Below are 24,522 nucleotides of genomic sequence, written 5' to 3' on the forward strand. Positions count from 1 at the left end.
GGAGTTGGGCTTTTTAGGGATTTCGCTTAAATTATTTGCCAGGTTTAAAGCTGTCTTTCAAATCTAGAATACGGTTGAACACTGGTTTGTCGCTTGAATGATCATATTGATCCGCTACGAAATAGCCTTCACGTTCAAACTGGAAACGATCTTCCGGTTTTGCCTCAGCCAGCGCAGGCTCAATAACTGCTTGAACCACTTTCAATGATTCAGGGTTCAGATTCGCCAGGAAGTCATCCCCAGTTTCTGGATCAGATTCAGTGAACAGACGATCGTAAATGCGAACTTCGGCAGGAATACCTTTGGTTGCAGATACCCAGTGAACTACACCTTTTACTTTACGGCCTTCAGGATTTTTACCTAAAGTTTCAGGATCGATTGAGCATTTCAATTCAACCACTTCACCGTTCGCATCTTTAATCACTTCATCACATTTGATGACATAAGCATGACGAAGACGCACTTCACCGCCCGGAATTAGGCGTTTGAAGCCTTTAGGTGGCTCTTCTTCAAAGTCTTTATGGTCGATATAGATTTCTGAAGTGAGCGGAATAATACGTTCGCCCATATCTACGTTTGGATGACGTGAATGAGTAAGATCCATATCCGCTGGCAAATTGGTTAAAGTCACTTTCAGTGGATTCAATACTGCCATACCGCGAGCTGCAGTATTTTCTAAAGATTGACGGATGCAATATTCAAGCATTGCTACATCAACGATACTGCCATCGACTTTAGATACTCCTACACGCTTACAGAAATCACGCAGACCTTCAGGCGTGAAACCACGACGGCGCATACCGACAACAGTCGGCATACGTGGATCATCCCACCCGTTAACATAACCGCCTTCAACCAGCTTGCGCAGCTTACGTTTAGACGTGATGGTGTAATCAACATTCAGACGGCTAGATTCGTATTGACGTGGAACTGATGGCGATTTAACTTTTTCCACCACCCAGTCGTAGAATGGACGGTGATCCTGGAATTCCAGTGTACAAAGTGAATGCGTAATGCCTTCAATCGCATCTGATAATGGATGCGCATAGTCGTACATTGGATAAATTTTCCATTTATCGCCAGTTTGGTGATGCGCAGAATGCAGAATACGATACAGGATCGGATCACGCATATGCACATTTGGCGAGTTCATATCTATCTTGGCACGCAATACCGCTTCGCCTTCAGCATATTCACCAGTGCGCATTTTTTCGAAACGCTCGAGGTTTTCTTCCACAGTCGCATCGCGTTGTGGCGAGTTTTTACCTGGCTCTACAAAGTTACCGCGGTTCAGCTTGATCTCTTCCGGAGTTTGCAGATCCACATAGGCATCGCCCTGTTCAATCAGTTGAATTGCCCATGCATATAACTGGTCAAAATAACTTGATGCATAGCGTGGTTCACCATTCCACTGGAAACCTAGCCATTTTACATCATTGGCAATACCATCCACATATTCCTGCTCTTCTGCATCGGGGTTGGTATCATCAAAACGCAGGTTGCACAGGCCACCAAATTCTTCAGCAATACCGAAGTTCAAGCAGATCGCTTTAACATGACCCATATGCAAATAACCATTTGGTTCAGGCGGGAAACGGGTGACCACTTGCTGGGTACGGCCAGCTGCTAGATCGTCAGTAATCACCTGGCGTACAAAGTCTAAGCCTGGTTGTTGTTCCTGCTGCTGCGCTGAATCGACTGCATTCTTATTTTGGGTCGGGTTGTCGGGCAGAGACGTCACAACATCATTTGGCTTCATGATTAATCATTCACTTCTAAAGTTAAAAAGGGATTAATGAATATGCAGTAGCTCACGCGGTCTAACTGTATTCACTAAATAAAGGTTCTTTAGTTTAACTATAGGTGAATGATCTCTCAACCGTTAACTTAGGTATTTGATTTCAATTCGTTCATTTTCAAATTGGAAAATACAATAGCTTACCAAATCGTAAAATATCCGCTTTTGACTGAGCCAGCAGATCAGTGCATGCTCTTAGGGTCAGACAAGCTTTATGAAGACGGATGATCTAGAAGAAATGACTTTGTAAATCAATGCATAAATAAGATACGATTTTTATGTTTTTAACAAAGAAAATTATGTTTTTGCTTGCCTTGTCGATTGTAGTTTGCTTATGCTTCCTTCATTCAGAAAAAACCATGGCATTAGTCCATGATTAGGAGATTACACAATGAGTTTTCCTCAAGTCGAATTAAACACCAATAAAGGTCGTATTGTTCTTGAATTAAACGCTGAAAAAGCACCTAAAACAGTAGCTAACTTCTTGCAATATGTACGTGACGGTTTTTATGACGGCGTAATTTTCCACCGCGTTATTGATGGTTTCATGATCCAGGGCGGCGGCATGGATGAAAACTTCAAAGAAAAAGCAACACGTGATGCGATTGAAAACGAAGCTGACAACGGTTTAAGCAACGATGTAGGCACCATTGCAATGGCACGTACTCAAGCACCTCACTCTGCTTCTGCTCAGTTCTTCATTAACGTGAAAAACAACTCTTTCCTTAACCACACTGGTAAAACTGCTCAAGGTTGGGGTTATGCCGTATTTGGTAAAGTAGTTGAAGGCATGGACGTTGTTGATGCAATCAAAGGCGTTCGCACTGGTAACCGTGGCTACCACGCTGACGTTCCTCTAGAGAACGTTGTGATCGAATCTGCAAAAATCATTTCTGAGTAATTTTAAATCCTCCCTAACCCTCCTTTAATAAAGGAGGGAACCATCATTTTTAAAAATGGTTTTTTTCATCTCTTTTGCAGAGGGAGGTCGGGAGGGATTAAAAAATAAGGAAAAGATTTGTGACCTATCTGTTTATCTCAGATTTACATTTGTCACCTGATCACCCTCGACTCGTTCGGGGGTTTTTAGATTTATTGGCAGCTTATCAGCATAAAAATACCCAACTGTATATTTTGGGCGACTGGTTCAATGCCTGGATTGGAGATGACTACACTGCTCCCTGGCTGGATGAAATCGTCAGTGCTTTAAAACAGTTTAACCAGGCCGGCAATCAGATCTATTTTCTCATCGGTAACCGTGACTTTGCCTTAGGCCAAGATTTTCTGGATCAATTTTCCGGACAGCTTTTACCTGAAATGACCAGTTTAAATATCGGTTCGATCCGATACCGGATCGAACATGGCGATGCACTCTGTACCGATGATGTGTCCTATCAACGTTTCAGAAAAATCATCCGTCATCCTTGGATGTTAGATTTTTTAAGAAAAATGCCTTTAAGTTTCCGTGCCAGACTCGCTAATGGTTTCCGCAAGAAAAGCCATGAAGCACAGCAATTGAAAAGCTATGAGGTTATGGATGTAAACCCATCTGCGGTAGAAGCAGCACTCAAAGAAGCAGATGTGCTGATTCATGGACATACTCACCGCGCTGCAATCCATGATGTAAATGGTAAAAAAAGAATTGTTTTAGGAGATTGGAAAGCTGATTATGCTGAGATTTTAGAGCTCAATAGCTCTGATATTGATATTCATAAAATTCAGCTAAAAATCTGGTATTACTCATAAAAAAAGCAACTGCGAACAGTTGCTTCTTATATTTTATTTAACTTAAACGGTATAACTGGTTAAAACCAGTATAGAAACTTTTACCATCCAGATTAAATGGATATTGTTCACCGTTTTCAAGTTCAATCATCTTGCCCACATTGACCATAATCATACCATTGATGGTATTTTGCTGACGTTGCATTGGAACAACTTTGACTTGAATTTCACAACCATTAATGGCGGTCGCGATAGACCATGTATTTAAATTTTTCAAAATATTCACTCATAATATGAGCTTTTTGTGATTAAACAAGGAGAGCTATAGACTAAAAATAAATCTTATTTCTGGGTTTGCTAGAGTTTTTTTAACAGGAAAACCTGTCTTTCGTGTATCACAATCAGCTAAAAATAAACCAGCGAAAACAGTATTCGCTTTAAAGTAATTATCTTATAACTCTTTTTTGACCAAATAGCAAAATTACATTGTAATGACATATGTCAAGAGTAGTATTTTTCAGATGCTTTTTCGCATATCTAAATGTCCAGTAAAGAAGTATTTCAACATATAAAACACACCGATCAACATCATGATACTAAAGCCAGAGATCAAATCACCTGAATCAAGAAAGTTTACAACTGTCAGATATCCAGTAGACAAAGTATAAATCACCATGAAAACGAATAAGATACGTTGCCCTAAACGATAACGTTGTTGCTTTTTTTGCTCATGGATCTGTTTTTGCTGCTCAAAAATATTTCAATTTCTTCTGGTTTCATTTTACCATCCCACCCATCTTATTTTTTAAACTACTATAGCTAAAGTAAATAAAAAAGCTCTGACAAATCAGAGCTTTTATAAAATATCTTCTATGTAAGTAATCAATATTGAGAAACCACAATTTACGACTCTCTGATATTTTTATAATCAATAACCGCCTTCTGACTTGATGACTTCAGCATCAGGTTTATATTTCGCCAAAAGTTCACGAAGCGAATTCATCAGAACACTGGTATCAACCCCTACTGCAACGAACTCAGTTCCAAGCGCCAGATATTTCTGGGTAGCTTCATGCTGCGTCGATAAAATCCCAGCAGCCTTACCTGATGCACGAATCCGCTGAATAGCGTCTACTACTGCTTTTTGTACTTCAGGATGGTTCGGATTCCCCTGATAACCCATAGTCGCTGAAAGATCTACCGCCCCAATAAATACACCATCAATCCCCTCAATCTTGAGGATTTCATCCAGATTTTCCAGACCTGTCACCGATTCAATCTGAATTAACAAACAGATATTTTCATGAGCAGTCTGATAATAATTCGGGATACTGTTCCAGCGTGTCGCACGTGCCAGCGCAGCACCCACACCACGAATTCCTTCCGGTGGATAACGGACTGCTTTGACCATTAATTCGGCCTGCTCCACAGTTTCTACCATAGGAATCAATAAGGTCTGTGCGCCAATATCGAGTAACTGCTTGATCAGTTGCACACTGCCTATTGGGGGGCGTACTACAGCTTGAGATGGATAAGCAGCGATACTCTGTAATTGAGAGAGCGTTGTTCTTAAATCGCTTGGGGCATGCTCACCATCAATCAAGAGCCAGTCATAGCCTGCATTTGCCGCAATTTCTGTCCCATACGCATCAGCCAGTCCGACCCACAAGCCAATTTGCTGCTGCGTCTTTAATTTACGTTTAAAGTAATTGGTATATTGCATCGGCCCACCTATCTTGCATGCTATTGCCTGAAGTCCTTATTAAACTCCTGTTACCAGAAACTGCCAATATACAAAAGCTTGCTTTTTATCTGATTTAACTCTTAGTTTTTCATAAAATTTCACTCAAGATTATATAAATATAGACTTTGCCGATGATGTTTTTATTGTAATAATCTTTTGATCAGAAAAATCTAGATGCCTAAAGCATATTTCTAAACGCCTTATCAAAAGATTGGAGTCCATCAATGGATTTACTCAAGATCGCTCAAACCCGTTATACCACTAAAGCTTACGACCCTAACAAGAAGGTTCCAGCAGAACAATTTGAACGTTTATTAGAAATCTTACGCCTGACGCCATCTTCAATTAATATCCAGCCCTGGCATTTTTTTATTGCCGACCATGATGCCGCTAAACAGCGTATTGCCAAAGCACTAGTTGGAACTTATGCCTACAATGCTCCCAAAGTGCTGGACTCTTCACATACTATTTTATTTTGTACCAAAGCCGATATTGACGAGTTACATCTGGACAACCTGTTAAATCGTGATGATCTCAGTGGTCGTTTTAAAGATGAGAGCGCCAAAGAAGGTCAAAAGAATACCCGTACCGGCTATGTACATTATTATCGTAATGAAAAAGGCGATATTCAGCGCTGGGCAGAAAACCAGACCTTTATTGCATTGGGACAGATCTTACTGGCTGCAGGAAGTGAAGGTATTGATGCCACACCGATCGGTGGTTTTGATGAAGACATTCTGAGTGAGGAATTACAGTTAGCTGAACAAGGCCTGATTCCATCAGTACTGCTTACTTTAGGTTATCGCAGTGAAAATGATTTCAATGCCAAATTGCCTAAATCTCGTCTGCAAGCTGAAGATATTTTCACCAAACTGTAAGCATTTTATGGTATAAAAGGGGTCTAGTGCCCCTTTTCTTGTCAATTCGGGCCTAATTTTTGCTTTATTCTCCAAACATCCAACTAGAATAACAATTAGAGGTACCCATGTCTGTTTTACCATCCAGCTCTTTAAAATTCGAATGCAAACACTGCGATAAGATCTATTTACATCACTATGCTAATGCCCAGCATCGTTATCCGCATTGTCCAGACTGCAAACAGGCAGGCTTATTGCTTGGACGGGCTGAAAAAGAAGACCTGTTACGTTATCCGCTTGAATTTGCATCTTCCTATGTTAAACAGACATTGCATATGCTAGGCAAACAACACTAATCACACCTAGAATCAACCCGATCACACTTGCAGGTTTGAGTCGTTCTTTAAAGATGAGCAATCCTGCAATCACACCAAAAATCACCACCAGAATATTCATGCCCGCAAATACAATCGCTGGCGTATCTTTGAGCATCATGTGTGCTTTGACGTAAAAAGCAATATTGGCAAAGTTCAACGCACCCAATAACAGACCGAAACCAATATCCTTGCCAGAACCCAGATGACGATATTGCAGCAGCAGATAGATCATCGACAGAATCATGGCGCAGATAAACATCAAGTTCAGTGCCACAGCAAATTGTAGACCAAGGCTGGTGGTATATTTCAACAAGACATCAATCAGTGCATAACCAAACCACACCAGACCCAGAAAAAACATTCCCTGCCTGGAGCTTTCTGATGCCTGACGGTGTGAGAATAGAATGCACAGTACGGAACTTATGCCTAAGACAATACCCAGCATCTTGAGCTGGTTAAATTGTTCCTGAAAAATGAAATAAGCAGCGGCCAGTGATAGTACAACCGATAATCGCTGGGCAATTTCAGTTTTTAAGATTCCTGCTGTCTGTAATGACTTGGCCAGAAATAGAAATACGCTCGGCAATAAAACGCCAAGCGCCAGAATCAGTAGCCATGGAGTCTGACTCATGGAAATATGCTGGATGTCTGGCTTGAACCAGAAAAAACACAATACGCTGGCTGTAACATAATTCCAGCTAATCATGTGGATGGGGCTCAAGCCTCTATTTTTAGCAATTTTTAAGAGTATCGAGACTGCAACACTACATAATGCTGCAATAAAAATCAGTTCCATATGCTGCTCTTATTCTTCATCTTTATTTAAATATAAAAAAGCCCACATTCGCTGTGGGCTCTTCTTATAAATTATTCACAAGGAATTATTTATAACGCTCAACCATTTTCTCTAAAGAGATTGGGCGAATCTTGTCTGCATTACCTGCAGTACCAAATGCTTCATAACGGTCGATACAGATTTGCTTCATTGCATCTACAGTTGCGCTGAAGAATTTACGTGGATCGAATTCGCTTGGTTTTTCAGCCATCATACGGCGCATTGCACCTGTAGACGCTAAACGCAAGTCAGTATCGATGTTGATTTTACGAACACCGTGTTTGATCGCTTCAACCAGTTGCTCAACAGGAACACCATAAGTTTCTTTGATGTCGCCGCCATACTGGTTAATCACAGCCAGCCATTCTTGTGGCACAGAGCTAGAACCATGCATTACAAGGTGAGTATTTGGCAGTGCTTCATGAATTTCTTTAATGCGGTCAATTGCAAGAATATCGCCTGTAGGTGGACGAGTAAACTTGTACGCACCGTGTGAAGTACCTACTGCAATAGCTAATGCGTCAACATTGGTATCCGCAACGAATTGACGAGCTTCTTCAACTGAAGTTAGCAGTTGAGAATGGTCAAGTACGCCTTCAGCACCTACGCCATCTTCTTCGCCTGCCATACCTGTTTCAAGGCTACCCAGACAGCCGATTTCACCTTCTACTGAAACGCCACATGCGTGTGCCATTTGTACAGTACGGCGAGTCACATCAACGTTGTATTCGTATGAAGTCGGTGTTTTACCATCTTCACCCAGTGAGCCGTCCATCATGACTGAAGTAAAGCCTAACTGGATTGAACGTTGACATACGTCAGGGCTAGTACCATGATCCTGGTGCATTACCACTGGAATATGTGGCCATTCTTCAACTGCAGCCAAGATAAGGTGACGTAAGAATGGTGCACCTGCATATTTGCGAGCACCTGCAGATGCCTGCACGATTACAGGTGAATTCGTTGCATCTGCTGCGAGCATGATTGCGCGCATTTGTTCTAAGTTGTTTACGTTAAACGCTGGTACGCCGTAAGCATGTTCGCCGGCGTGATCCAAGAGCTGGCGCATCGAAATAAGAGCCATAATATCCTCCCAGGTAATGGGCCATATTCTACATGTTCAACTATTGTAATACAGCCAAAAAATACAATATTTTATAAAAAATCCCTGCAAAAGCAGGGATTTTTACTTGCATAGTCTGAGTTATGGTGTCATAGGCTCGGAAGCGCCTGATACAGATTGATCTACAGTCGCAGCATCTGCAGGTGCATTGGCAATTTCAGCTGGAACATCTGTATTTTTTTCATCCAGAACCGGTTTATCAATTGCATCAATTGCGGCCTGCTGTTCCGGACTAATGAACTCTTCATTTACAGCTGTTGTATTTTCTACGTCCTCGGCTGGTGTATTTTCCTGCTGGGTACAGGCAGTAAACATAAAAGATGCTGCCAGCAATGCAGCTAAAGTGAGGTGCTGTTTCATCAAAAGATCTCATCTCCATACTCTATTGTCTGCATCTTATGACAGCTTTATTGCACTTTAATGAATCAGTGATGAACAGATCTGGAATAAATAAGCGATAAAAATAAAAAAGCTGGCATCAAGCCAGCTTTTTACATTAGGACATGCGATTAAGCACGTTCTAACAATACCGCAACTGCAGGAAGTGTTTTGCCTTCAACGAATTCAAGGAATGCACCGCCACCAGTCGAGATGTAGCCAATTTTGTCAGCAACTTCGTATTTGTCGATTGCAGCTAAAGTATCGCCACCACCAGCAATCGAGAAGCCTTCAGATTCAGCAATTGCTAAAGACAGTGCTTTAGTACCTTCACCGAACTGATCTACTTCGAATACGCCGACTGGACCATTCCAAAGGATGGTTTTAGACGTTTTCAGGATTTCAGCAAATGCTTTTGCAGTTTCTGGACCCACGTCAAGGATCATGTCATTGTCTGCAACATCTTCAACTTTCTTCACAGTCGCTTTCGCTGCAGCTAATGAACCCAGGAAGTCATCAAAGTTGATTTCAGATGCATCAGCAACAACTACATCAGTTGGAAGCGGAACTGAAACTTTTGCTGCAATCGCTTTCGCTGTATCGATCAGGTCATTTTCACACAGTGATTTACCTACATTGTAACCAGCAGCTGCAAGGAACGTATTTGCGATACCACCACCAACGATCAATTGATCACAGATATCAGACAATGAAGTCAAAACATCAAGCTTGGTAGAAACCTTAGAACCCGCAACGATCGCAACCATTGGTTTTTCAGGCGTTTTCAATGCACGACCCAATGCATCCAGTTCAGCTGCCAATAAAGGACCTGCTGCTGCTACTTTAGCTAAACGAGCGACACCTTCAGTTGATGCTTCTGCACGGTGTGCAGTACCAAATGCATCCATCACAAATACGTCGCAAAGTGCTGCATATTTTGCTGCAAGTTCAGGATTATTCTTCTTTTCACCTACGTTGAAGCGGCAGTTTTCCAGTAAAACCACTTGACCCGGCTGAACTTCAACACCGTCCAGATAGTCTGTGAAAAGTTTTACTTCCTGACCCAATGCTTCAGTCAGATAAGCTGCTACAGGCGCAAGAGACTGTTCAGCCTTCGGCTCACCTTCAACTGGACGACCAAGGTGTGAATACACCATGACAGCCGCGCCCTTTTCTACTGCAGCTTTAATTGTTGGTAATGCAGCACGTAGACGCGCATCGCTAGTGATTACACCATTTTTAACCGGTACATTTAAATCTTCACGGATCAGAACACGTTTACCCGTCAGGTCAAGGTCAGTCATACGCTGAAAGTTCATTGTAGAGCTCTCTTTATAGATATTAAAAACGAGGCGATTTTAAATGATTATGCAGAAAAAGGTTAGCATCTTTTGCAGAAAACATTATGAATGCCAAAGTTTTGTTATGATAGAAAAAAGCTTCTTCCAGATTCAGTACCTATGTCGATACATCCTGATCCTAATCTTAACCGTCTTAATGTTCTGGGCGAGCCTTTGGCAAGCTGTTGTTTTGATCCCATTACTGGGTATTTCCGTAATGGCTTTTGCCATACCGCACCTACCGATCTGGGACAGCACACTGTCTGTGCACAGATGACCTCTGAATTTCTGAATTTTTCCCAGAAAGTGGGCAATGACCTGATTACACCATTACCAGAACTGGGATTTCCTGGACTGCAACCTGGTGATTTCTGGTGTATCTGCGTTACACGCTGGGTAGAAGCTTATGAAGCTGGACAAGCGCCACCGATCAAGCTGCAAGCCTGTCACAAAGCTGTCCTTGCTTACGTTCCTCTCCATATTTTAGAAGAATACGCTGTCTAATGAATACCGCAAAAATCATCTTGGCTTCTTCAAGCCAGACCCGTAAAGAACTGATGAACCGTCTACGTCTTGATTACGTATCGGTCGTCCCGGACATAGATGAATCACCCCAAGGTGAAAATCATGCGGATGAATTAGCCAAACGCCTGGCTTTTGAAAAAGCTCGTCATATCGCTGAGCTACATCCTGATGCGATTGTAATTGGTTCTGATCAGGTAGCCTGGCGTGAAGGCGCACCAGATATCTTTATGGGTAAGCCTTTAACAATAGAAAAGGCCATTCGCCAGCTGCAGGCCAATTCGGACAAGATTGTGTATTTCAGTACAGCGCTCAGCGTTCAGCAGAAATCTACCGGTTTTGAACGTACGCTGGTAGAACATTACAAAGTCAAATTCCGCAAACTGTCTCAAGCGGAAATTGAGCGTTATGTAGAGATCGAACAGCCGCTGCATTGTGCCGGTAGTTTTAAATGTGAAAGCCTTGGGATTAGTCTGTTTGAAACCATGATCGGTCAGGATCAAACTACCCTGATGGGTATGCCAATGATTCAGCTATGTAATATTCTTCGTGAGCTAAAGATTTTAGTTCCTTAATCTCCTTTATTTTAGGCTTTATTTATGTCCCTACCTCTAGACGTTTTAGGCGGTATTACCGCTGAACAATTCCTTGCCGAATACTGGCAAAAAAAACCGCTGCTGGTACGTAATGCCATGCCTGAAATCGCAGGCCTGCTAGAGCCTGATGATGTGATGGAGCTAGCACTTGAAGAAAATGTCACTGCACGTCTGATCAAGCAGAAAGATCGTGATCCAAATCAGTGGTCGGTCAAGACATCTCCTTTATTAAAAGCTGACTTCCAGAAGATGCCTAAGCTTTGGACTTTACTGGTTCAGGCTGTGGATCACTATTCTTTCGACCTGTCTGAACTCTGGAAAAAGTTTGCCTTTATCCCTCAATGGCGTCGTGATGACATCATGGTGTCTTATGCACCTCAAGGCGGTTCAGTCGGTCAACATTTCGACTTTTATGATGTTTTTCTGGTTCAAGGCTATGGTCATCGCCGCTGGCAACTGGGGCAAATGTGTGATGCCGAGACCGAACTTGTACCGGGGCAGCCATTAAAATTATTGCCAGAAATGGATGTGCATTTTGATGAAGTTCTTGCACCCGGTGATTTGCTGTATATTCCACCCGGTCTGTCTCATTACGGCGTAGCAGAAGATGACTGTCTGACTTTCTCTTTTGGTTTCCGTATGCCAAATGTCAGTGACATGATGGACCGTGTAGGCGATAAATTTTCGGAAAATGAAGTCTTACGCAATCCATTGACTGACATCATTCGCGATCATATCAGTGCTGCGGGTGAAGTCACAGGCAATGAACTTGAATATCTGAAAGGCAAAATCATGGAGGAGTTGCATAACTCCAATGTGCTTGAAGATGCCATCATGAGCCTGATGTCAGAACCAAAATATGAAGAGAATATTCCGGAAGCTGAAGAAATTGGTACAGGTGATCTGGAAGAAGCACTTGATCAGGGCTATAGCCTGATGCTTGAACCCGCTTCACGCTTACTCTATACAGAAGAAGATGGTGAAACCTTATTCTGGGCCAATGGTGAGGGAATCTGTATTTCTGAAGCATTTACTTCAAAACTGAAGCAGATTGCTGATGGTACGCGTGTCTTATTGGATGAAGATTTCGCTGATGAAGATATGCTGGAGGATGTTGCTGAGCTATTGAATGATTCTGTACTGATGCTAGTGCCACCGGCTGAAGAAGAGTAAGTTTTTATATCTTGGTCATTTAAATCTATAAAAAAAAGAGGATCATATGATCCTCCTTTTTTATGTATGTATAATTTTGAGATGATTAAGGCTGATAGAGTTCCATCACCACGTGTACGCAAGTATCGCCTTTCGCAGACTGAATATCCAGCATTCCACCCATGCGTTCAATACGCATTTTCATACTGCGCATACCAATGCTCATGCCATTTTTCTGCACCATCTCCGGATTAAAACCGATACCATTGTCCTGAATTTTTAAAGTCAGTTGATGTGGTTGTGTATATTCCATACTCACACTCACTTTTGTGGCCTGACTATGCTTGATAATATTGGTCAAGCTTTCTTCTACCACACGGATCAGGGTCAGACATTGTAAAGCCGTAGGTTCACGCTGCCAGACTTTAGGAAATGACCATTCTACGGCGATATCCATTTCTTCCAGCAATTGAGTAAATCGGTAACGTACTGGCGCAATCCAGATCACTGGCGTTTCAGGCACTTTATTGTCAATAGAAGAACCGCTATCGATGATTTGACGCAGGTCATCCCTAAGCAGCTTCAGCATAGATAAAAACTGTCGATTGGAAATGTTTTCGGTACTTTGATCCACCAGAATCATGGAACGCACAATCGAGCCACCTAGTCCATCATGCAGTTCATGTGACAGATTAATCCGTTCCTGCAAACGCACATTATCCAGTTCCAGCTTATGCTGATCACTCAGGCTTTTATTTAGATCTGCACTGACTTGCCGTACTTTGGATTCCAGCTGCGTATTAAATTTTTCGATTTTTTTAATATTACGATTCAGTCGTGTCCCCATAATTAGCACGACAAACAGGATAATAATCGGTGATGTATAAGGTGATAAAGGTGAGAATTCACTAACCGCCGTTTGACCCAGAATGATCAGATCTATAATGACACACAGCAAAATTCCCCACAGACAAAGCATCAGAAACAGATATTCGCCATTTCGAGTTTTAATTGCCCAGTAGCTAACATAGATGACACAACTAATATAAAGCAGCACATAGCAGACAAAAGCAACACTTAGCACTGCTTCTAAATGATCTAAAGAACTGACTATGATGAATAGACTGAATAAAGCAGTCACCCCGATAAGTCCCCGCTCCAAACGCTGAAATTTCTGCTTCAAGAACCGAATTAGATACAGACAAAAACAGTGCATATAGAGGATAAAGAAAATCAGATTGGCTTTACCGGCCCATATACTGGAGGGAAAAGGAAAATTCTCTGTGGTTAATACATTGGAGATAAATAGAATCCACAATAATGAACTCAACGCCAGCCAGCCAAAAGTGGTTTCTGAATGTCGGAATAGCCAGATAATCAGGCTAATGACTCCAATCGTACCGGATAGAATCATATTGATCTGAAAGAGCGTACGGCGATCCCATATCTTTTTTGAATAATGCTGGTCGTTGGCCATGACATTATGAAATTCAATTCTGCCAAGCCCTGCACCCTGGAAACTATAGCCTCGTACATAAATCAGCAGTTCATTGTCTGTCTGCTTCAAGCCCGCAATGGGCAAAATCCAGTAACGTGGTACATTCCAGCTTTTAGACAAAGGCTCTTGCAGGTTTTGATCCGACCACAGCAGATCATCATTCAGGAAAACAGCTCCAGCAGAGTTCAGATAATCAATACCAAAAACAATGGGTTCAGCGAGACGTATATTGTCCTGACAAGACCAACCCCAGCGAATTTTATACCAGGCACCCCCATTATATTTCGGCCAGTTATTTTTCCAGTTATCCGGTAATGTTACAGGTTGCCAGCCCGCATCCGGAATTTCGAGATGACTTGGGACTTGAACTTTTTGTTGCTGTTCAATGTTCACCTGACAAAGCTCGTTAATCTGAAAATTATTCTGTGCCAAGCTGATGCAAGAGAATAGGCTCAGCCAGCTCCCTATCATTAATAGAGCGAAGAGCCTTAGTCTTTGCCCAAACATCTTGCTAACAGACAGCATTCGCACTAAAGAATACCTAAATGCCGGGCGGTGCTGACTGCTTTGGTCCGCTTGCTAACAGAGAGTTTGCGGTAAATATGCTTGATATGACTTTCAACGGTATAACGTGACACGCAGAGTTCATCAGCAATTTCACGATTGCTGAGCCCCTGTGCCACCAATGAAAGAATTTCTTTTTCCCGTTGAGTCAAGCTTTCCTGTTCAGGATCAAGTACGATCTGCTCCAAAGAGGAAGATGGCTCTGAACTGGAAATCTGCTTGAGAATTTCCCGTGCAATAAAAGGATCAATGGGTGCACCGCCACGCAAAATACTACGAATTGCCAGACTTACTTCTGTATCATCGCGTTCCTTGAGTACATAACCGGTTGCTCCCGCCTTAATTGCTTTTAACAAGCTATCCTGAGTGCTCCAGGCAGATACCACTAGTATTAAGGTTTGTGAACCGAGCTCATGTATTTTTTCAATAATGGAAATGCCATTTCCATCTGGCAGTCCAAGATCAATCAGTGCTAAACAGAACGGTTCTTGTTGCAGAAGATATTCGGCTTCCCTGACATTATTGGCGAACAGCAATACCTCATCACTATATCCCAGATCCTTCAAAATATTTTTTAAACGGCACTGAATGACATATTCGTCTTCAACAATTAATACAGGTACCGGTAGTACGGCGTCTTGTGCTGTCATAAGCACACCCCTTATCGTTATTCTTATTACCCCATTGAAATTAAAATATAAACAAAAAAAGAAGAAAAATCATGAGTTTTTTTAACTTTATTGTGAGTAGCTCTAAGTATGAATAATTTTGAAAGCAGAGTTCTTGTTCTTGGAAAATTTAAATTTATAAACCATAAAAATGCCATCTATTTTCAGATGGCAATTTTTTATCTTCCAAATATTAGGAGCAGTTTATTTTTTGCTTTTCTTCTCAGGACCATATTGCTGCTTCAAATACTCCACAATATCTTTGGACTCAAACATTTTTGTATTGGTATTTGGGTCAACCAGATAAGGAACCTGAATATTATCTCCCATTACTTTTAAGACCTGTTCACGCTTACCACCCGGTAAAGGTTCATATTTCCCCGGTTTTAAACGCAGTTTTGCCAGACCTTGATCCTGCCAACGTTCTTTTGCCACATTATGATAGATGTAAGGGATTTCCAGTTCAGACAATACGCCACGGACAATACGGGTATATGGACTGGCTTCAAAGCCCCACAGCTCAAGAAGCTGTTCAGGCGCAGGGCTATTCTTCGACAACGGTTTAGCCATGCCACCACGTAGACCATTCACCATCGTACCTGCAATGGCAGCAACCGGCACTTTTGGATAATTTGAATATTTGGCTGGAGTCTTACCTGTCTTGCCATAATGCTTAAACAGGTGATGAATAATATCCTGAGATTCGTATAGCTTATCTCCGGTATTTTCATCTACTAAAAATGGAAACTGAAGTTTGCCACCTTGCTGTTTCACTTCGGGACGAAAGCGTTTACCGCCTCGTGGGCACGGATACACTTCATAATCGAGGTTCAGTAAAGTCATCACCTCACGAACACGACGACAAAATGGTGATCCTTCATATTCATAAAGCTTGAGAAGCTTTTCAGGCTGATTCGGAAATGGTGTCCCGGTCGTACCACGTCCACCTTCCAGAAATGCGGATGCCAATGCCTGTGCTACTTTAATCTGATGGCCTAACATATCGTCTGTCCTCTTTATTATTTTCAAACCGTGAAAGCAGCAATCTAAACTGCCTGACTTCCACGGTATAGCTTGTTTTTGTATATTTTCAATAACCGGAATTAGTCCACCAGTTGCTCTTTGGACAGGACAATGCCGTTGTTATCAGCATAGACATACTCGCCTGATTTAAAGGTCACGCCACCAAAATAAAGCGGCACATCTACCTCACCAATCCCCTTACGGTTGCTCTTTTGAGGAATAGAAGCTAAAGCATGTACACCAAGATCAAGCTCAGCAATCGCATCGACATCACGGACACAGCCGTAGATAATTACACCATTCCAGTGGTTTTTCACCGCAGACTCAGCAATCAGGTCACCCATCAATGCACAACGCATCGAAGCACCACCATCTACAACCAGAACCTTGCCGGTACCATCTGTCGCCAATAACTCTTTTACTCGAGAGTTATCTTCAAAACATTTTACGGTCACAATCTGGCCGCCAAAGCTTTTACGTGCACCATAGCTTCTAAAGAATTTGCCATCCAGGCATGGGGTGACCACCTGCAAGTTTTTATCCGGATTGTCATCAAGCAGGTCACAAGTTACAAATGGTACGCTAGACACGATTTTTTACCCTCATTTCATTTTTTGTATGGCTAAATTATCATAAATTTCAAATTTCACAGTCTGATTCAGCGCTGCATATACCATAGTATGAGCCACCTGCTCTGCTGTCACTGGCTTGTATTTAAAAGAATCGGGGATGAAATGCGAAAACTTGTCAAACAGGTTCTGTGCCGCGTCTTCCAGTAAACGCTGATGATCTCGCTCACCAATCAACAAAGAGGGTCGGAACAAGCTGATACGCTCCAGAGACAAGGTCTGGATATAATCCTCTAATTCACCCTTTACCCGGTTATAGAACAGTCTGGATTTTGAATTGGCACCCATCGCACTAATCAACAGATAATGAGCATCCGTTTGCTGCACCAGTTCGGCAAAATGGGCATTGATGGTGTAATCGGTATTATAAAAAGCTTCTTTCGAACCGGCTTTCTTTAGCGTGGTACCCAGACAGCTAAAGGCATGAGTATGGCCACTGACATCCTGATCATTGAGCATTAAGAAATCCTCAACGACCACCTGCTTGACCTTGTGCCACTGTTCAAATTCTGGTTGATGTTTACGCACGATGACGCTAATACGCTTACAACTAGGTTCATTTACCAGCTGTTGTACCAAAGTCTTTCCGACCAAGCCTGTAGCGCCAATCACGATAGGATATGTAATGGTTTTAGTCATTTTTTGTACGATCTCCCTGCTTAGATACTAATCTAACGTTTTCTTTAGAATTTTTCTGCAACTAAAATGTTGTCAAAGCATGTCAAGACTTGACTTAAGCCCATAGTTTCCTCAAAATATGGCACTTGTTTACGGGCTGGTGATAGTTCTTCTGATGTGGTTTTCAGTTGAGTTTCAGCCCGCCCAGACCAATCTATTTCAAGGAGTGCACGAGTGGCAAACTCTGCTCAAGCAAAAAAACGTGCTCGTCAAAACGTTAAAGCACGCAAACACAACGCAAGCTTGCGTTCTATGGTTCGTACATATCTTAAACGTACAGTAGCTGCTATTGCTGCTGGCGACTATGCTGTTGCTACTGAAGCTTACAAAAAAGCTGTTCCAGTAATCGACCGTATGGCTGACAAAGGTATCATCCATAAAAATAAAGCAGCTCGTCATAAGAGCCGTTTGAACGCGCAAGTTAAAGCATTAGCTTCTAACTAATCGCAAATCAAAAGAAGCCCTTTTAGGGCTTTTTTTGTGCCTGAAATTTAATACTAATTCAACAAAGAATTATGAATACCAGAAAGTTATCTAATCCTAGTTATAGAAATCTTCTATTCAAACAAAAATAGAATAAATTATTCATCCTTATCCATAGAATGAGGTGTTGTGGTCTGGTCTTGCTGTGCATTGTCTGTATCACGCTGACAAGCAGTTAATCCCAGCATAACGACCAGACTTAAAATTGTGATTATTTTCATGATAACTCCTATGCTTCCAAAATTGGTTTAAATATCAGCATAGTGATATTTCATCATTACTCTATTTCACTTTCATACGATAAATGTAAAAAGCTCAACCTAAATGATTGAGCCTTTGAATTATTTATTGACCTTTAATTCGGTATTCTGAAATTGGGAAATATCCAGCTCATGCACTTTGCCACGCCAGATCCATTTTAGTTTAGATTCCTCAAATACATCGCCCTCAAACCAGACAAACAGACCTTCCATCATTTTCGGCCAGTCTTCACGACTGACTTCCTGATGCCCAGACATCACTGCAATCATCGCTGCCAGAATGGTGTCATGACTGACCGCCAGACTGAGTCCATACAGCGTTTTCGGATGAGTGTTGTAAATTAATTCCAGTACATCCACTACGCCATTAATGGGATGTTTCATTCCGGGCAAGGCATTATTGACGAAGCTATTGATAAAGCCCAATGCCCCCTGTTTTTTGAAATATGGCCCTGCTTTTTGAATATCCAGTACAAAGCTGCCTGGCTCAACCAGCAAACCCTGTTCAACGATTTCAATCTTATGGGTATGCGGTGCTTTATCCGTTGCATCTGCCCCCTCGATCATCAATGCTGCGGTATCTACACAGCGCTGAATCGGACTCGATATACAATGCTGGATATGCCGATCTGTCTGATTAACCAGATAAGCACCCCATTCCTGCGCCAGATCACGTCCTTGCGGCGTCAACTGCAAATCGTAACCTGCCAGTCCCTGACCAGCGACATCTTCACGCAGAGAATGCCGCGTAAACAGAGTCACAGGTGTCTTGGTATCAGGCAATAAATCTATTGCACTGAGCATACTTGGTGGAAGCAGTTTTAATGCCACAATCTTGCCAACTGATCTATCAACGGAATCTTCCTCACTATACCATGAACGGCTATGAGCTCAATCATTGTCTTGCATGTCCGCCAGTGCCTGTAAGGCTAGTACTTTCATAGCTTCATTCTTATAGGCGATAAACCCGCCATTCAGTAAGGTCTTGCGCTGGTTGTAGATGAATGGCCGACCTTCCAGATCAACCAACCCTCCGCCAATCCGCTCGAGCATGCATTGACCGGCACTGGTATCCCACTCAGAGGTTGGATGGAAACGAGGATAAATATCTACCCGGTCTTCAAGGATCATGCAGAATTTATAGGCACTTCCTGCCTTGAACTCGGTGTACGCGCTAAGTTTAGCCAGACTTTGCAGATACTCGATATATTTTGGCTTCTGCTGACTGCTCTGACTCAGACCGACAAAGACATCCTGATGATCGGTAGCTGACTCATAGCCAAACCATGCCTGATTCTGAATATCGTATTTAATCGGCAAGCCTTCTTCAGGACAGAAATAAATTAGCTGCTGTGCAGGAACCGCCAAAATGGCAAAAGTAGTCAGACTGCCTCTGACCAGACTGAGATTAATCGTGAATTCTGGGCGCTGATGCAAAAACTCTTTGGTGCCATCCAGAGGATCTAGTAACCAGAAATCTGTCCAGGCATGACGCTGATCCTGCTGCCCCTCTTCTGACAATAAAGGCAATTCTGAGATTTCCGCTAAAGCTTGGGTTAAATAACTATTCACCCGATAGTCTGCCTGGGTCACAGGAGAATCATCACTTTTCTTGACAATATCAAACGCAGCACCTGAACAATAACGCTGATATTCTTCTCGCAAAATTTCACAGGCCTGTGTCAAAATGGGCACAAACTGCAAAATCATCGGATCTTGTGGTGCTATTGTCGCTTTAAACATAGAAAACCTTATATGTCGAATTGCTCAGAAAAACCGCCTGTCATCTTTGATATGGACGGAACTTTACTTGATCTTGCCTACGATGATTTCATCTGGAACGAGTTATTACCGGTCCGTTATGCTGAAACACATGGCTGTAGTCTGGAACAGAGCCGCGAAACGCTTTATGCATTCTATCAGCAACATAATCATACCCTAAACTGGTACTCTTCTCGCTTCTGGACGGCTAAAGTCGAAGTCGATGTTCTGGCCATGCAAATCGAGTATAAAGATAAAGTTAGCTTACGCCCTTATTGCCTGGAATTACTCGATTATCTTAAAAATAATGGCTATCCGATCTGGCTTGCCACCAATGCCGACTGTGCAGGACTCGCCTTCAAACTGGATCATCTGAATCTCAAAGATTATTTCAATGTCATTGTCAGCTCGGAAAGCATTGGACATGCCAAGGAATTTGTAGAATTCTGGCAAGGTCTGAATGCTTTGCACCCCTTTGATCCTGAGCAGGTCTATTTTATTGATGATACCGAAAAAGTCCTGAATGGCGCCAAGGCTTATGGCATCCAGAACCTGTTCTGTATCCAGCAACCATCTTCCAGTAAAGTTGCACGCCAGACTTGTAATTACCCGATGCTGCACCAATTAACAGATTTAATCACTCATTTAAATCAGTCTGAGGTAAACAAGCAATATGCGTAAATCGTCTTTACCCGAAGATGCGGTAGGCATGCGTATAGATAAATGGCTGTGGGCGGCACGTTTTTTTAAAACCCGTTCAATTGCCAAGAATGCTATTGAGGGCGGTAAAGTCCACCATAATGGTGAGCGTGTAAAAGTATCTCGCGAAGTCCGTGTGGGTATGGAGTTGACGATTCAGCAAGGTATCGACAAAAAAACCGTAGTTGTAAAAGAACTTTCTGATGTTCGTGGTCCTGCACCTGTGGCACAGAAACTGTATGAAGAAACTGAAGTCAGTATCGCTCGCCGGGAATTGATTGCATCACAAAGAAAGTTGCATAATCTAGCGCGTCCCGATCATCGGCCAAGCAAAAAAGAACGTCGAGACATCAGTCGATTCAAGAATGAAAATAGTCAGAACTTTGATCAACATTGGTCATATAATGATGATTAAATTCAAGCGTCAGCATGTGTCGTAACACTGCTGGATTTTATAGAACACAAGGGAAATTTCTGTCACTATATTCCTGTGGAACGAAGCTCTAATGTAAGACATCCACTTGAGTACTAAGTTTGTGACATCGTATTGAGGTTGTAAGATGGATGAGAATAAAAACAAGGCGCTCAATGCTGCCTTAAGCCAGATTGAAAAACAGTTTGGTAAAAACACAGTGATGCGTCTTGGTGACAATACCGTGCAAGCAGTTGAAGCTGTATCTACAGGCTCTTTAACGCTTGATATTGCACTCGGTATTGGTGGTTTACCGAAAGGCCGTATTATCGAGATTTATGGTCCTGAATCTTCAGGTAAAACCACAATGACATTGCAAGCGATTGCTGAATGTCAAAAAGCTGGCGGTACATGTGCATTCATCGATGCCGAGCACGCGCTTGATCCTCAATATGCCCGTAAACTCGGTGTAGATATTGATAACCTGCTGGTTTCTCAACCAGATAACGGTGAACAGGCACTTGAAATCGCTGACATGCTGGTACGTTCTGGCGCAATTGACCTGATTGTAGTCGACTCTGTTGCTGCATTGACGCCTCGCGCCGAGATTGAAGGCGAAATGGGTGACTCACATATGGGTCTGCAAGCACGTTTGATGAGCCAGGCACTGCGTAAAATTACCGGTAATGCCAAGCGTTCAAACTGTATGGTGATTTTCATTAACCAGATCCGTATGAAGATTGGTGTAATGTTCGGTAGCCCGGAAACAACTACTGGTGGTAATGCACTAAAATTCTATGCTTCTGTACGTCTGGATATCCGCCGTATCGGTCAGGTGAAAGAAGGCGACGAGATTGTAGGTTCTGAAACCAAAGTCAAAGTTGTGAAAAATAAAATGGCGCCTCCATTCAGAGAAGCTCTGTTCCAGATTCTGTATGGTAAAGGTGTTAACCATCTTGGTGAACTGATTGACCTTGCAGTACAGCAAGAAATTGTTCAGAAAGCGGGTGCATGGTATTCATATCAAGGCGACAAGATTGGCCAAGGTAAGAACAATACCATCCGTTATCTGGAAGAACACAAAGAGCTGGCGGATACTATTGAAAAACTGATCCGTGAGCAACTGCTTACTACAGGCAAAGTAGTCGAAGATAAAGACGAAGAAGAACCAGCAGACTTTCTGGATGCATAATCCTTGAACGTCATAACAGAGCGCCCTACGGGGCGTTTTTGTTATTATGGAATAGATATTTTTATCGAGATCAATATGTCAGACGCAAAATTCAGCAAACTTTTGGACTATGACGCGATTAAACAGCAGTTTGGTGATGCTGAAGACTCAGTCACTCCTGCACCTGTTGAGCCACAGACTTTGCCAGAATTTGATCCGGAAGACAGCTTATTTGGTAACTCCGATAAAGAGCAGAAGAAACCCGGTCTAACCGGCACCCGTTTGCGTTCTTATGCATTTGCTGTACTAACTCGCAAAGAATACTCCAAAGCTGAACTCATTGAGAAACTGGCGCTTTATGCAGAAGATCGAAATGAAGTGGTCACTTTGGTTGAAGAGCTATCTAGAGAAAACTATCAAAGTGATCAACGTGTCGCTGAAATCATGTTATCGAGCCAAAAGCGTAAAGGCAAAGGTCCCAATCAGATTAAAATGAAGCTGAAAAGCAAAAAAATTGATACTGCCCTGATCAGTGAAGAACTAAAAGAAACGGACTGGGTACAACAGGCTTATGAACTGAAGCTTAGAAAATATGGTCCAGAAGTGACGAAAGACCCAAAACTTAAAGCCAAACAGATCCGTTTTCTAATGTATCGTGGTTTTGAAATGGATGCGATCATGAAAGCGATTAGCCGCAAAGCCGAAGATTAATTCTTTTGTATTTGTGAAAAATATGCTTAGGCTATTTTTTTATTTTCCTCTTTGCCATCCTGCTTAACTTAAATAGTTTCCCTTAATTTACAATTAATCCCGAACAACAAAAAGCTTTCAAAAGCTCAAATTAAGATAGTCTATTCAAAAGATTGAATTTCAATATTCCAAACAATATGGCATCCACGAAAGCAGCTGTGAATAGAAGATTGAAAGTAAAGATTAAAAGGAATAGAAAACAATAGAAATTAAGATTGAAAAATAAAAAAATAATATAGAGAAATTTTATAATTATAAATCTGGTGGCAACCCTACCAGCAAAGCTCCGGCACATCATAGATCTACTACCGTTGCTACCTTCCGGTCCTGGCGGGGTTCATAGAGTACAATTGCGAAGTAACCGGCAGGGCTACCATTACAGGAACAGAGTATAGAGATTTTTATTGAAGTTGCAAGGGCTGTATTTCAAATTTTCGGCATAAGCTATCCGTTTGATTATTTTAAAAACAATATACCCCATTATGCTGATTTTTTAATATTCTTCACAATTAATTCATGAATATCGAAATTCACATGATCTTTGTAAAACCTTGTTGCAATTTCTAAAAATGCCGTTTTAAATGTGAAGCTATAAACAGGTTATCTCTTTTAGAATAAATGAGCTGCGGATACATAATCTCGCCAAGAATCATGGAACTTATATGATGTTTAAGAAACAGGTATTGTGTGCCCTCACTGCACTCTGTACAACCTCTCTTTTTGCTGCGATTCCTATCGAATCACGTGGACTCAGCCAAGGTGCTCAATCAAATAATATCAGCACTCAATCTGCCATTGCTACAGGTGCAGATGCACCTCAGACCAATACCAGCTGGCAGCTCATGCAAAAAAACCAGCAGCTTGAAAATGATCTACGCAGTTTACGTGGAAAAATCGAAGAACAAGAAAATGAAATCGAGAGATTAAAGAGCGAATTAACCAACCGCTATGCCGATCTGGATCAACGTCTGGAACTATTGCAGCAAAAAATTGAACCTGCTGAAGATACCTCCACGGAGGATAACCAACAGGATATTTCTCCCAGTTTAAGCTCTAATGCTCCAGCTACCACTCATCAGGCATCCACAACGCAACAGCCGAGTGAGCAGGAAAAAGCGGCTTATACCATTGCACTAGATGCCTATAAAAATGGTGGTGCAGCTAAAGCCATTGCGCCCATGCAAAATTTCATCAAGAATAATCCGAATAGCGTCTATATCAGCAATGCTCACTTCTGGTTAGCCGAATTTAACCTGTCGATTGATCCGCCGAATTTTAATGAAGCAAAGAAGAATTATCTGATCGTGGTTGACCGCTATCCGAATTCTGCAAAAGCCTCTACTGCCCTTTATCAGCTTTATAATATTAGTAAGGATGTAGAAAAGAACGCTACTCTTGCTTCACAATATAAAGCGAAACTACTCAAGAACTATCCGAAAGCTGAAGAAGTTAAATTTTTGAAGTAAATAAAAAGTCCCA

At 42.0% G+C, this 24,522-nt stretch carries 28 protein-coding genes and 1 other RNA gene; 13 read left to right on the plus strand and 16 right to left on the minus strand.

The window, feature by feature from the left end; all coding sequences use genetic code 11:
- Positions 1–31: 31 nt before the first annotated feature.
- Positions 32–1,759 carry a glutamine--tRNA ligase/YqeY domain fusion protein gene (locus FTU19_RS05545; RefSeq protein WP_180130344.1) on the minus strand — a complete coding sequence of 576 codons (1,728 nt, stop codon included), beginning with the start codon at positions 1,757–1,759 and terminating at the stop codon, positions 32–34.
- A gap of 430 nt (positions 1,760–2,189) precedes the next feature.
- On the opposite strand from FTU19_RS05545, the gene FTU19_RS05550 reads away from it, so the two are divergent.
- Together FTU19_RS05550 and FTU19_RS05555 are read left to right on the plus strand one after the other, a co-directional pair.
- Positions 2,190–2,699 carry a peptidylprolyl isomerase gene (locus FTU19_RS05550; RefSeq protein ID WP_004786097.1) on the plus strand — a complete coding sequence of 170 codons (510 nt, stop codon included), beginning with the start codon at positions 2,190–2,192 and terminating at the stop codon, positions 2,697–2,699.
- Positions 2,700–2,818: 119 nt separating this feature from the next.
- Positions 2,819–3,544: a UDP-2,3-diacylglucosamine diphosphatase gene (locus FTU19_RS05555; RefSeq protein WP_180130346.1), complete on the plus strand. Its 726-nt coding sequence runs from the start codon at positions 2,819–2,821 to the stop codon at positions 3,542–3,544.
- A 37-nt stretch (positions 3,545–3,581) separates the two neighbouring features.
- Here FTU19_RS05555 and FTU19_RS05560 read toward each other — a convergent pair whose 3' ends face one another.
- Complete coding sequence (locus FTU19_RS05560) at positions 3,582–3,800, minus strand: hypothetical protein (RefSeq protein ID WP_004786100.1); 219 nt, start codon at positions 3,798–3,800, stop codon at positions 3,582–3,584.
- A 651-nt stretch (positions 3,801–4,451) separates the two neighbouring features.
- Positions 4,452–5,246, minus strand: coding sequence for a 4-hydroxy-2-oxoheptanedioate aldolase (hpaI, locus tag FTU19_RS05565; RefSeq protein ID WP_125278322.1), 795 nt, complete (start codon positions 5,244–5,246; stop codon positions 4,452–4,454).
- A 245-nt stretch (positions 5,247–5,491) separates the two neighbouring features.
- Here hpaI and nfsB point away from each other — a divergent pair, with 245 nt between their 5' ends.
- The gene (gene nfsB, locus FTU19_RS05570) at positions 5,492–6,145 is read left to right on the plus strand and encodes an oxygen-insensitive NAD(P)H nitroreductase (protein ID WP_180130349.1); all 654 of its coding nucleotides are present in this window, start codon (positions 5,492–5,494) and stop codon (positions 6,143–6,145) included.
- A 107-nt stretch (positions 6,146–6,252) separates the two neighbouring features.
- Positions 6,253–6,480 carry a hypothetical protein gene (locus FTU19_RS05575; RefSeq protein WP_004786112.1) on the plus strand — a complete coding sequence of 76 codons (228 nt, stop codon included), beginning with the start codon at positions 6,253–6,255 and terminating at the stop codon, positions 6,478–6,480.
- On the opposite strand, the gene FTU19_RS05580 is transcribed toward FTU19_RS05575, so the two are convergent.
- From FTU19_RS05580 to FTU19_RS05595, 4 genes are all read right to left on the minus strand, one after another.
- Positions 6,443–7,297, minus strand: coding sequence for a DMT family transporter (locus tag FTU19_RS05580; RefSeq protein ID WP_034702593.1), 855 nt, complete (start codon positions 7,295–7,297; stop codon positions 6,443–6,445). The genes FTU19_RS05575 and FTU19_RS05580 overlap by 38 nt on opposite strands.
- An 85-nt stretch (positions 7,298–7,382) precedes the next feature.
- Positions 7,383–8,420 (minus strand): class II fructose-bisphosphate aldolase, encoded by a 1,038-nt coding sequence (fba, locus tag FTU19_RS05585; protein WP_104426189.1) that lies wholly within the window; start codon positions 8,418–8,420, stop codon positions 7,383–7,385.
- Between the two features lie 120 nt (positions 8,421–8,540).
- A complete protein-coding gene (locus tag FTU19_RS05590) occupies positions 8,541–8,819 on the minus strand; it encodes a hypothetical protein (RefSeq protein WP_166136611.1) in 279 nt (92 codons plus the stop codon).
- 149 nt (positions 8,820–8,968) lie between these two features.
- Complete coding sequence (locus tag FTU19_RS05595) at positions 8,969–10,156, minus strand: phosphoglycerate kinase (RefSeq protein WP_034702596.1); 1,188 nt, start codon at positions 10,154–10,156, stop codon at positions 8,969–8,971.
- A gap of 141 nt (positions 10,157–10,297) precedes the next feature.
- Between FTU19_RS05595 and FTU19_RS05600 the strand changes: the two genes are divergently transcribed.
- From FTU19_RS05600 to FTU19_RS05610, 3 genes are read left to right on the plus strand one after another with little or no spacing between them, the layout of a single operon-like run.
- On the plus strand, positions 10,298–10,681 hold the full coding sequence (locus tag FTU19_RS05600) for a DUF2237 family protein (protein ID WP_034170328.1): 384 nt from the start codon (positions 10,298–10,300) through the stop codon (positions 10,679–10,681).
- The gene (locus FTU19_RS05605) at positions 10,681–11,274 is read left to right on the plus strand and encodes a nucleoside triphosphate pyrophosphatase (RefSeq protein ID WP_034702599.1); all 594 of its coding nucleotides are present in this window, start codon (positions 10,681–10,683) and stop codon (positions 11,272–11,274) included. Before FTU19_RS05600 ends, FTU19_RS05605 begins: the two co-directional genes overlap by 1 nt.
- A 24-nt stretch (positions 11,275–11,298) precedes the next feature.
- A complete protein-coding gene (locus FTU19_RS05610; protein ID WP_180130351.1) occupies positions 11,299–12,468 on the plus strand; it encodes a cupin domain-containing protein in 1,170 nt (389 codons plus the stop codon).
- 85 nt (positions 12,469–12,553) lie between these two features.
- On the opposite strand, the gene FTU19_RS05615 is transcribed toward FTU19_RS05610, so the two are convergent.
- From FTU19_RS05615 to FTU19_RS05635, 5 genes are all read right to left on the minus strand, one after another.
- Positions 12,554–14,416 (minus strand): ATP-binding protein, encoded by a 1,863-nt coding sequence (locus FTU19_RS05615; RefSeq protein ID WP_180053928.1) that lies wholly within the window; start codon positions 14,414–14,416, stop codon positions 12,554–12,556.
- 59 nt (positions 14,417–14,475) lie between these two features.
- Positions 14,476–15,159, minus strand: a complete 684-nt coding sequence (locus tag FTU19_RS05620) for a response regulator transcription factor (RefSeq protein WP_034702603.1) — start codon at positions 15,157–15,159, stop codon at positions 14,476–14,478.
- 222 nt (positions 15,160–15,381) lie between these two features.
- The gene (locus tag FTU19_RS05625) at positions 15,382–16,179 is read right to left on the minus strand and encodes a glutathione S-transferase N-terminal domain-containing protein (protein WP_180130353.1); all 798 of its coding nucleotides are present in this window, start codon (positions 16,177–16,179) and stop codon (positions 15,382–15,384) included.
- A 101-nt stretch (positions 16,180–16,280) separates the two neighbouring features.
- A complete protein-coding gene (gene rraA / locus FTU19_RS05630) occupies positions 16,281–16,790 on the minus strand; it encodes a ribonuclease E activity regulator RraA (protein ID WP_125278329.1) in 510 nt (169 codons plus the stop codon).
- Between the two features lie 12 nt (positions 16,791–16,802).
- The gene (locus FTU19_RS05635; protein WP_034702612.1) at positions 16,803–17,468 is read right to left on the minus strand and encodes an NAD-dependent epimerase/dehydratase family protein; all 666 of its coding nucleotides are present in this window, start codon (positions 17,466–17,468) and stop codon (positions 16,803–16,805) included.
- 213 nt (positions 17,469–17,681) lie between these two features.
- Here FTU19_RS05635 and rpsT point away from each other — a divergent pair, with 213 nt between their 5' ends.
- Positions 17,682–17,951, plus strand: coding sequence for a 30S ribosomal protein S20 (rpsT, locus tag FTU19_RS05640; RefSeq protein WP_004786139.1), 270 nt, complete (start codon positions 17,682–17,684; stop codon positions 17,949–17,951).
- Between the two features lie 137 nt (positions 17,952–18,088).
- Here the strand turns inward: rpsT and FTU19_RS16300 are convergent, their stop codons facing one another.
- From FTU19_RS16300 to FTU19_RS05650, 3 genes are all read right to left on the minus strand, one after another.
- Positions 18,089–18,211 (minus strand): hypothetical protein, encoded by a 123-nt coding sequence (locus FTU19_RS16300; protein ID WP_004786141.1) that lies wholly within the window; start codon positions 18,209–18,211, stop codon positions 18,089–18,091.
- A 120-nt stretch (positions 18,212–18,331) separates the two neighbouring features.
- Complete coding sequence (locus FTU19_RS05645) at positions 18,332–19,081, minus strand: histidine phosphatase family protein (protein WP_104426195.1); 750 nt, start codon at positions 19,079–19,081, stop codon at positions 18,332–18,334.
- Positions 19,082–19,141: 60 nt separating this feature from the next.
- Positions 19,142–19,993, minus strand: a complete 852-nt coding sequence (locus FTU19_RS05650; protein ID WP_104426196.1) for a 3'(2'),5'-bisphosphate nucleotidase CysQ — start codon at positions 19,991–19,993, stop codon at positions 19,142–19,144.
- A gap of 12 nt (positions 19,994–20,005) precedes the next feature.
- Between FTU19_RS05650 and FTU19_RS05655 the strand changes: the two genes are divergently transcribed.
- The 4 genes from FTU19_RS05655 (at position 20,006) to FTU19_RS05670 (ending at position 23,004) form a co-directional block, all read left to right on the plus strand.
- Positions 20,006–20,692, plus strand: coding sequence for an HAD hydrolase-like protein (locus FTU19_RS05655; protein ID WP_180130355.1), 687 nt, complete (start codon positions 20,006–20,008; stop codon positions 20,690–20,692).
- Complete coding sequence (locus FTU19_RS05660; RefSeq protein ID WP_180104303.1) at positions 20,685–21,125, plus strand: RNA-binding S4 domain-containing protein; 441 nt, start codon at positions 20,685–20,687, stop codon at positions 21,123–21,125. Before FTU19_RS05655 ends, FTU19_RS05660 begins: the two co-directional genes overlap by 8 nt.
- A gap of 145 nt (positions 21,126–21,270) precedes the next feature.
- Entirely contained in the window at positions 21,271–22,314 is a 1,044-nt protein-coding gene (gene recA / locus FTU19_RS05665) for a recombinase RecA (protein WP_004786150.1), read from the plus strand.
- Positions 22,315–22,389: 75 nt separating this feature from the next.
- A complete protein-coding gene (locus FTU19_RS05670) occupies positions 22,390–23,004 on the plus strand; it encodes a regulatory protein RecX (protein ID WP_180053924.1) in 615 nt (204 codons plus the stop codon).
- A gap of 309 nt (positions 23,005–23,313) precedes the next feature.
- Here the strand turns inward: FTU19_RS05670 and ffs are convergent.
- Positions 23,314–23,410: signal recognition particle sRNA small type (gene ffs / locus FTU19_RS05675), an RNA gene on the minus strand.
- Between the two features lie 295 nt (positions 23,411–23,705).
- Between ffs and FTU19_RS05680 the strand changes: the two genes are divergently transcribed.
- The gene (locus FTU19_RS05680) at positions 23,706–24,509 is read left to right on the plus strand and encodes a YbgF trimerization domain-containing protein (protein WP_180003113.1); all 804 of its coding nucleotides are present in this window, start codon (positions 23,706–23,708) and stop codon (positions 24,507–24,509) included.
- Positions 24,510–24,522 lie beyond the last annotated feature (13 nt).

This window comes from Acinetobacter sp. YH12072, assembly GCF_013419565.1.
In the GTDB taxonomy this organism is placed as follows: Bacteria; Pseudomonadota; Gammaproteobacteria; order Pseudomonadales; family Moraxellaceae; genus Acinetobacter.

Bases quoted from the DNA above. Each gene is read 5' to 3' on its own strand.
- FTU19_RS05660 (WP_180104303.1), top strand. From the start codon at position 20,685: ATGCGTAAATCGTCTTTACCCGAAGATGCGGTAGGCATGCGTATAGAT.
- hpaI (WP_125278322.1), bottom strand. From the start codon at position 5,246: ATGCAATATACCAATTACTTTAAACGTAAATTAAAGACGCAGCAGCAA.
- FTU19_RS05580 (WP_034702593.1), bottom strand. From the start codon at position 7,297: ATGGAACTGATTTTTATTGCAGCATTATGTAGTGTTGCAGTCTCGATA.
- FTU19_RS05670 (WP_180053924.1), top strand. From the start codon at position 22,390: ATGTCAGACGCAAAATTCAGCAAACTTTTGGACTATGACGCGATTAAA.
- FTU19_RS05610 (WP_180130351.1), top strand. From the start codon at position 11,299: ATGTCCCTACCTCTAGACGTTTTAGGCGGTATTACCGCTGAACAATTC.
- recA (WP_004786150.1), top strand. From the start codon at position 21,271: ATGGATGAGAATAAAAACAAGGCGCTCAATGCTGCCTTAAGCCAGATT.
- FTU19_RS05635 (WP_034702612.1), bottom strand. From the start codon at position 17,468: ATGACTAAAACCATTACATATCCTATCGTGATTGGCGCTACAGGCTTG.
- FTU19_RS05600 (WP_034170328.1), top strand. From the start codon at position 10,298: ATGTCGATACATCCTGATCCTAATCTTAACCGTCTTAATGTTCTGGGC.
- FTU19_RS05590 (WP_166136611.1), bottom strand. From the start codon at position 8,819: ATGAAACAGCACCTCACTTTAGCTGCATTGCTGGCAGCATCTTTTATG.
- FTU19_RS05680 (WP_180003113.1), top strand. From the start codon at position 23,706: ATGATGTTTAAGAAACAGGTATTGTGTGCCCTCACTGCACTCTGTACA.
- FTU19_RS05655 (WP_180130355.1), top strand. From the start codon at position 20,006: ATGTCGAATTGCTCAGAAAAACCGCCTGTCATCTTTGATATGGACGGA.
- nfsB (WP_180130349.1), top strand. From the start codon at position 5,492: ATGGATTTACTCAAGATCGCTCAAACCCGTTATACCACTAAAGCTTAC.
- FTU19_RS05650 (WP_104426196.1), bottom strand. From the start codon at position 19,993: ATGTTTAAAGCGACAATAGCACCACAAGATCCGATGATTTTGCAGTTT.
- FTU19_RS05625 (WP_180130353.1), bottom strand. From the start codon at position 16,179: ATGTTAGGCCATCAGATTAAAGTAGCACAGGCATTGGCATCCGCATTT.
- FTU19_RS16300 (WP_004786141.1), bottom strand. From the start codon at position 18,211: ATGAAAATAATCACAATTTTAAGTCTGGTCGTTATGCTGGGATTAACT.
- FTU19_RS05615 (WP_180053928.1), bottom strand. From the start codon at position 14,416: ATGATAGGGAGCTGGCTGAGCCTATTCTCTTGCATCAGCTTGGCACAG.
- FTU19_RS05545 (WP_180130344.1), bottom strand. From the start codon at position 1,759: ATGAAGCCAAATGATGTTGTGACGTCTCTGCCCGACAACCCGACCCAA.
- FTU19_RS05595 (WP_034702596.1), bottom strand. From the start codon at position 10,156: ATGAACTTTCAGCGTATGACTGACCTTGACCTGACGGGTAAACGTGTT.
- FTU19_RS05550 (WP_004786097.1), top strand. From the start codon at position 2,190: ATGAGTTTTCCTCAAGTCGAATTAAACACCAATAAAGGTCGTATTGTT.
- FTU19_RS05575 (WP_004786112.1), top strand. From the start codon at position 6,253: ATGTCTGTTTTACCATCCAGCTCTTTAAAATTCGAATGCAAACACTGC.
- FTU19_RS05620 (WP_034702603.1), bottom strand. From the start codon at position 15,159: ATGACAGCACAAGACGCCGTACTACCGGTACCTGTATTAATTGTTGAA.
- FTU19_RS05605 (WP_034702599.1), top strand. From the start codon at position 10,681: ATGAATACCGCAAAAATCATCTTGGCTTCTTCAAGCCAGACCCGTAAA.
- fba (WP_104426189.1), bottom strand. From the start codon at position 8,420: ATGGCTCTTATTTCGATGCGCCAGCTCTTGGATCACGCCGGCGAACAT.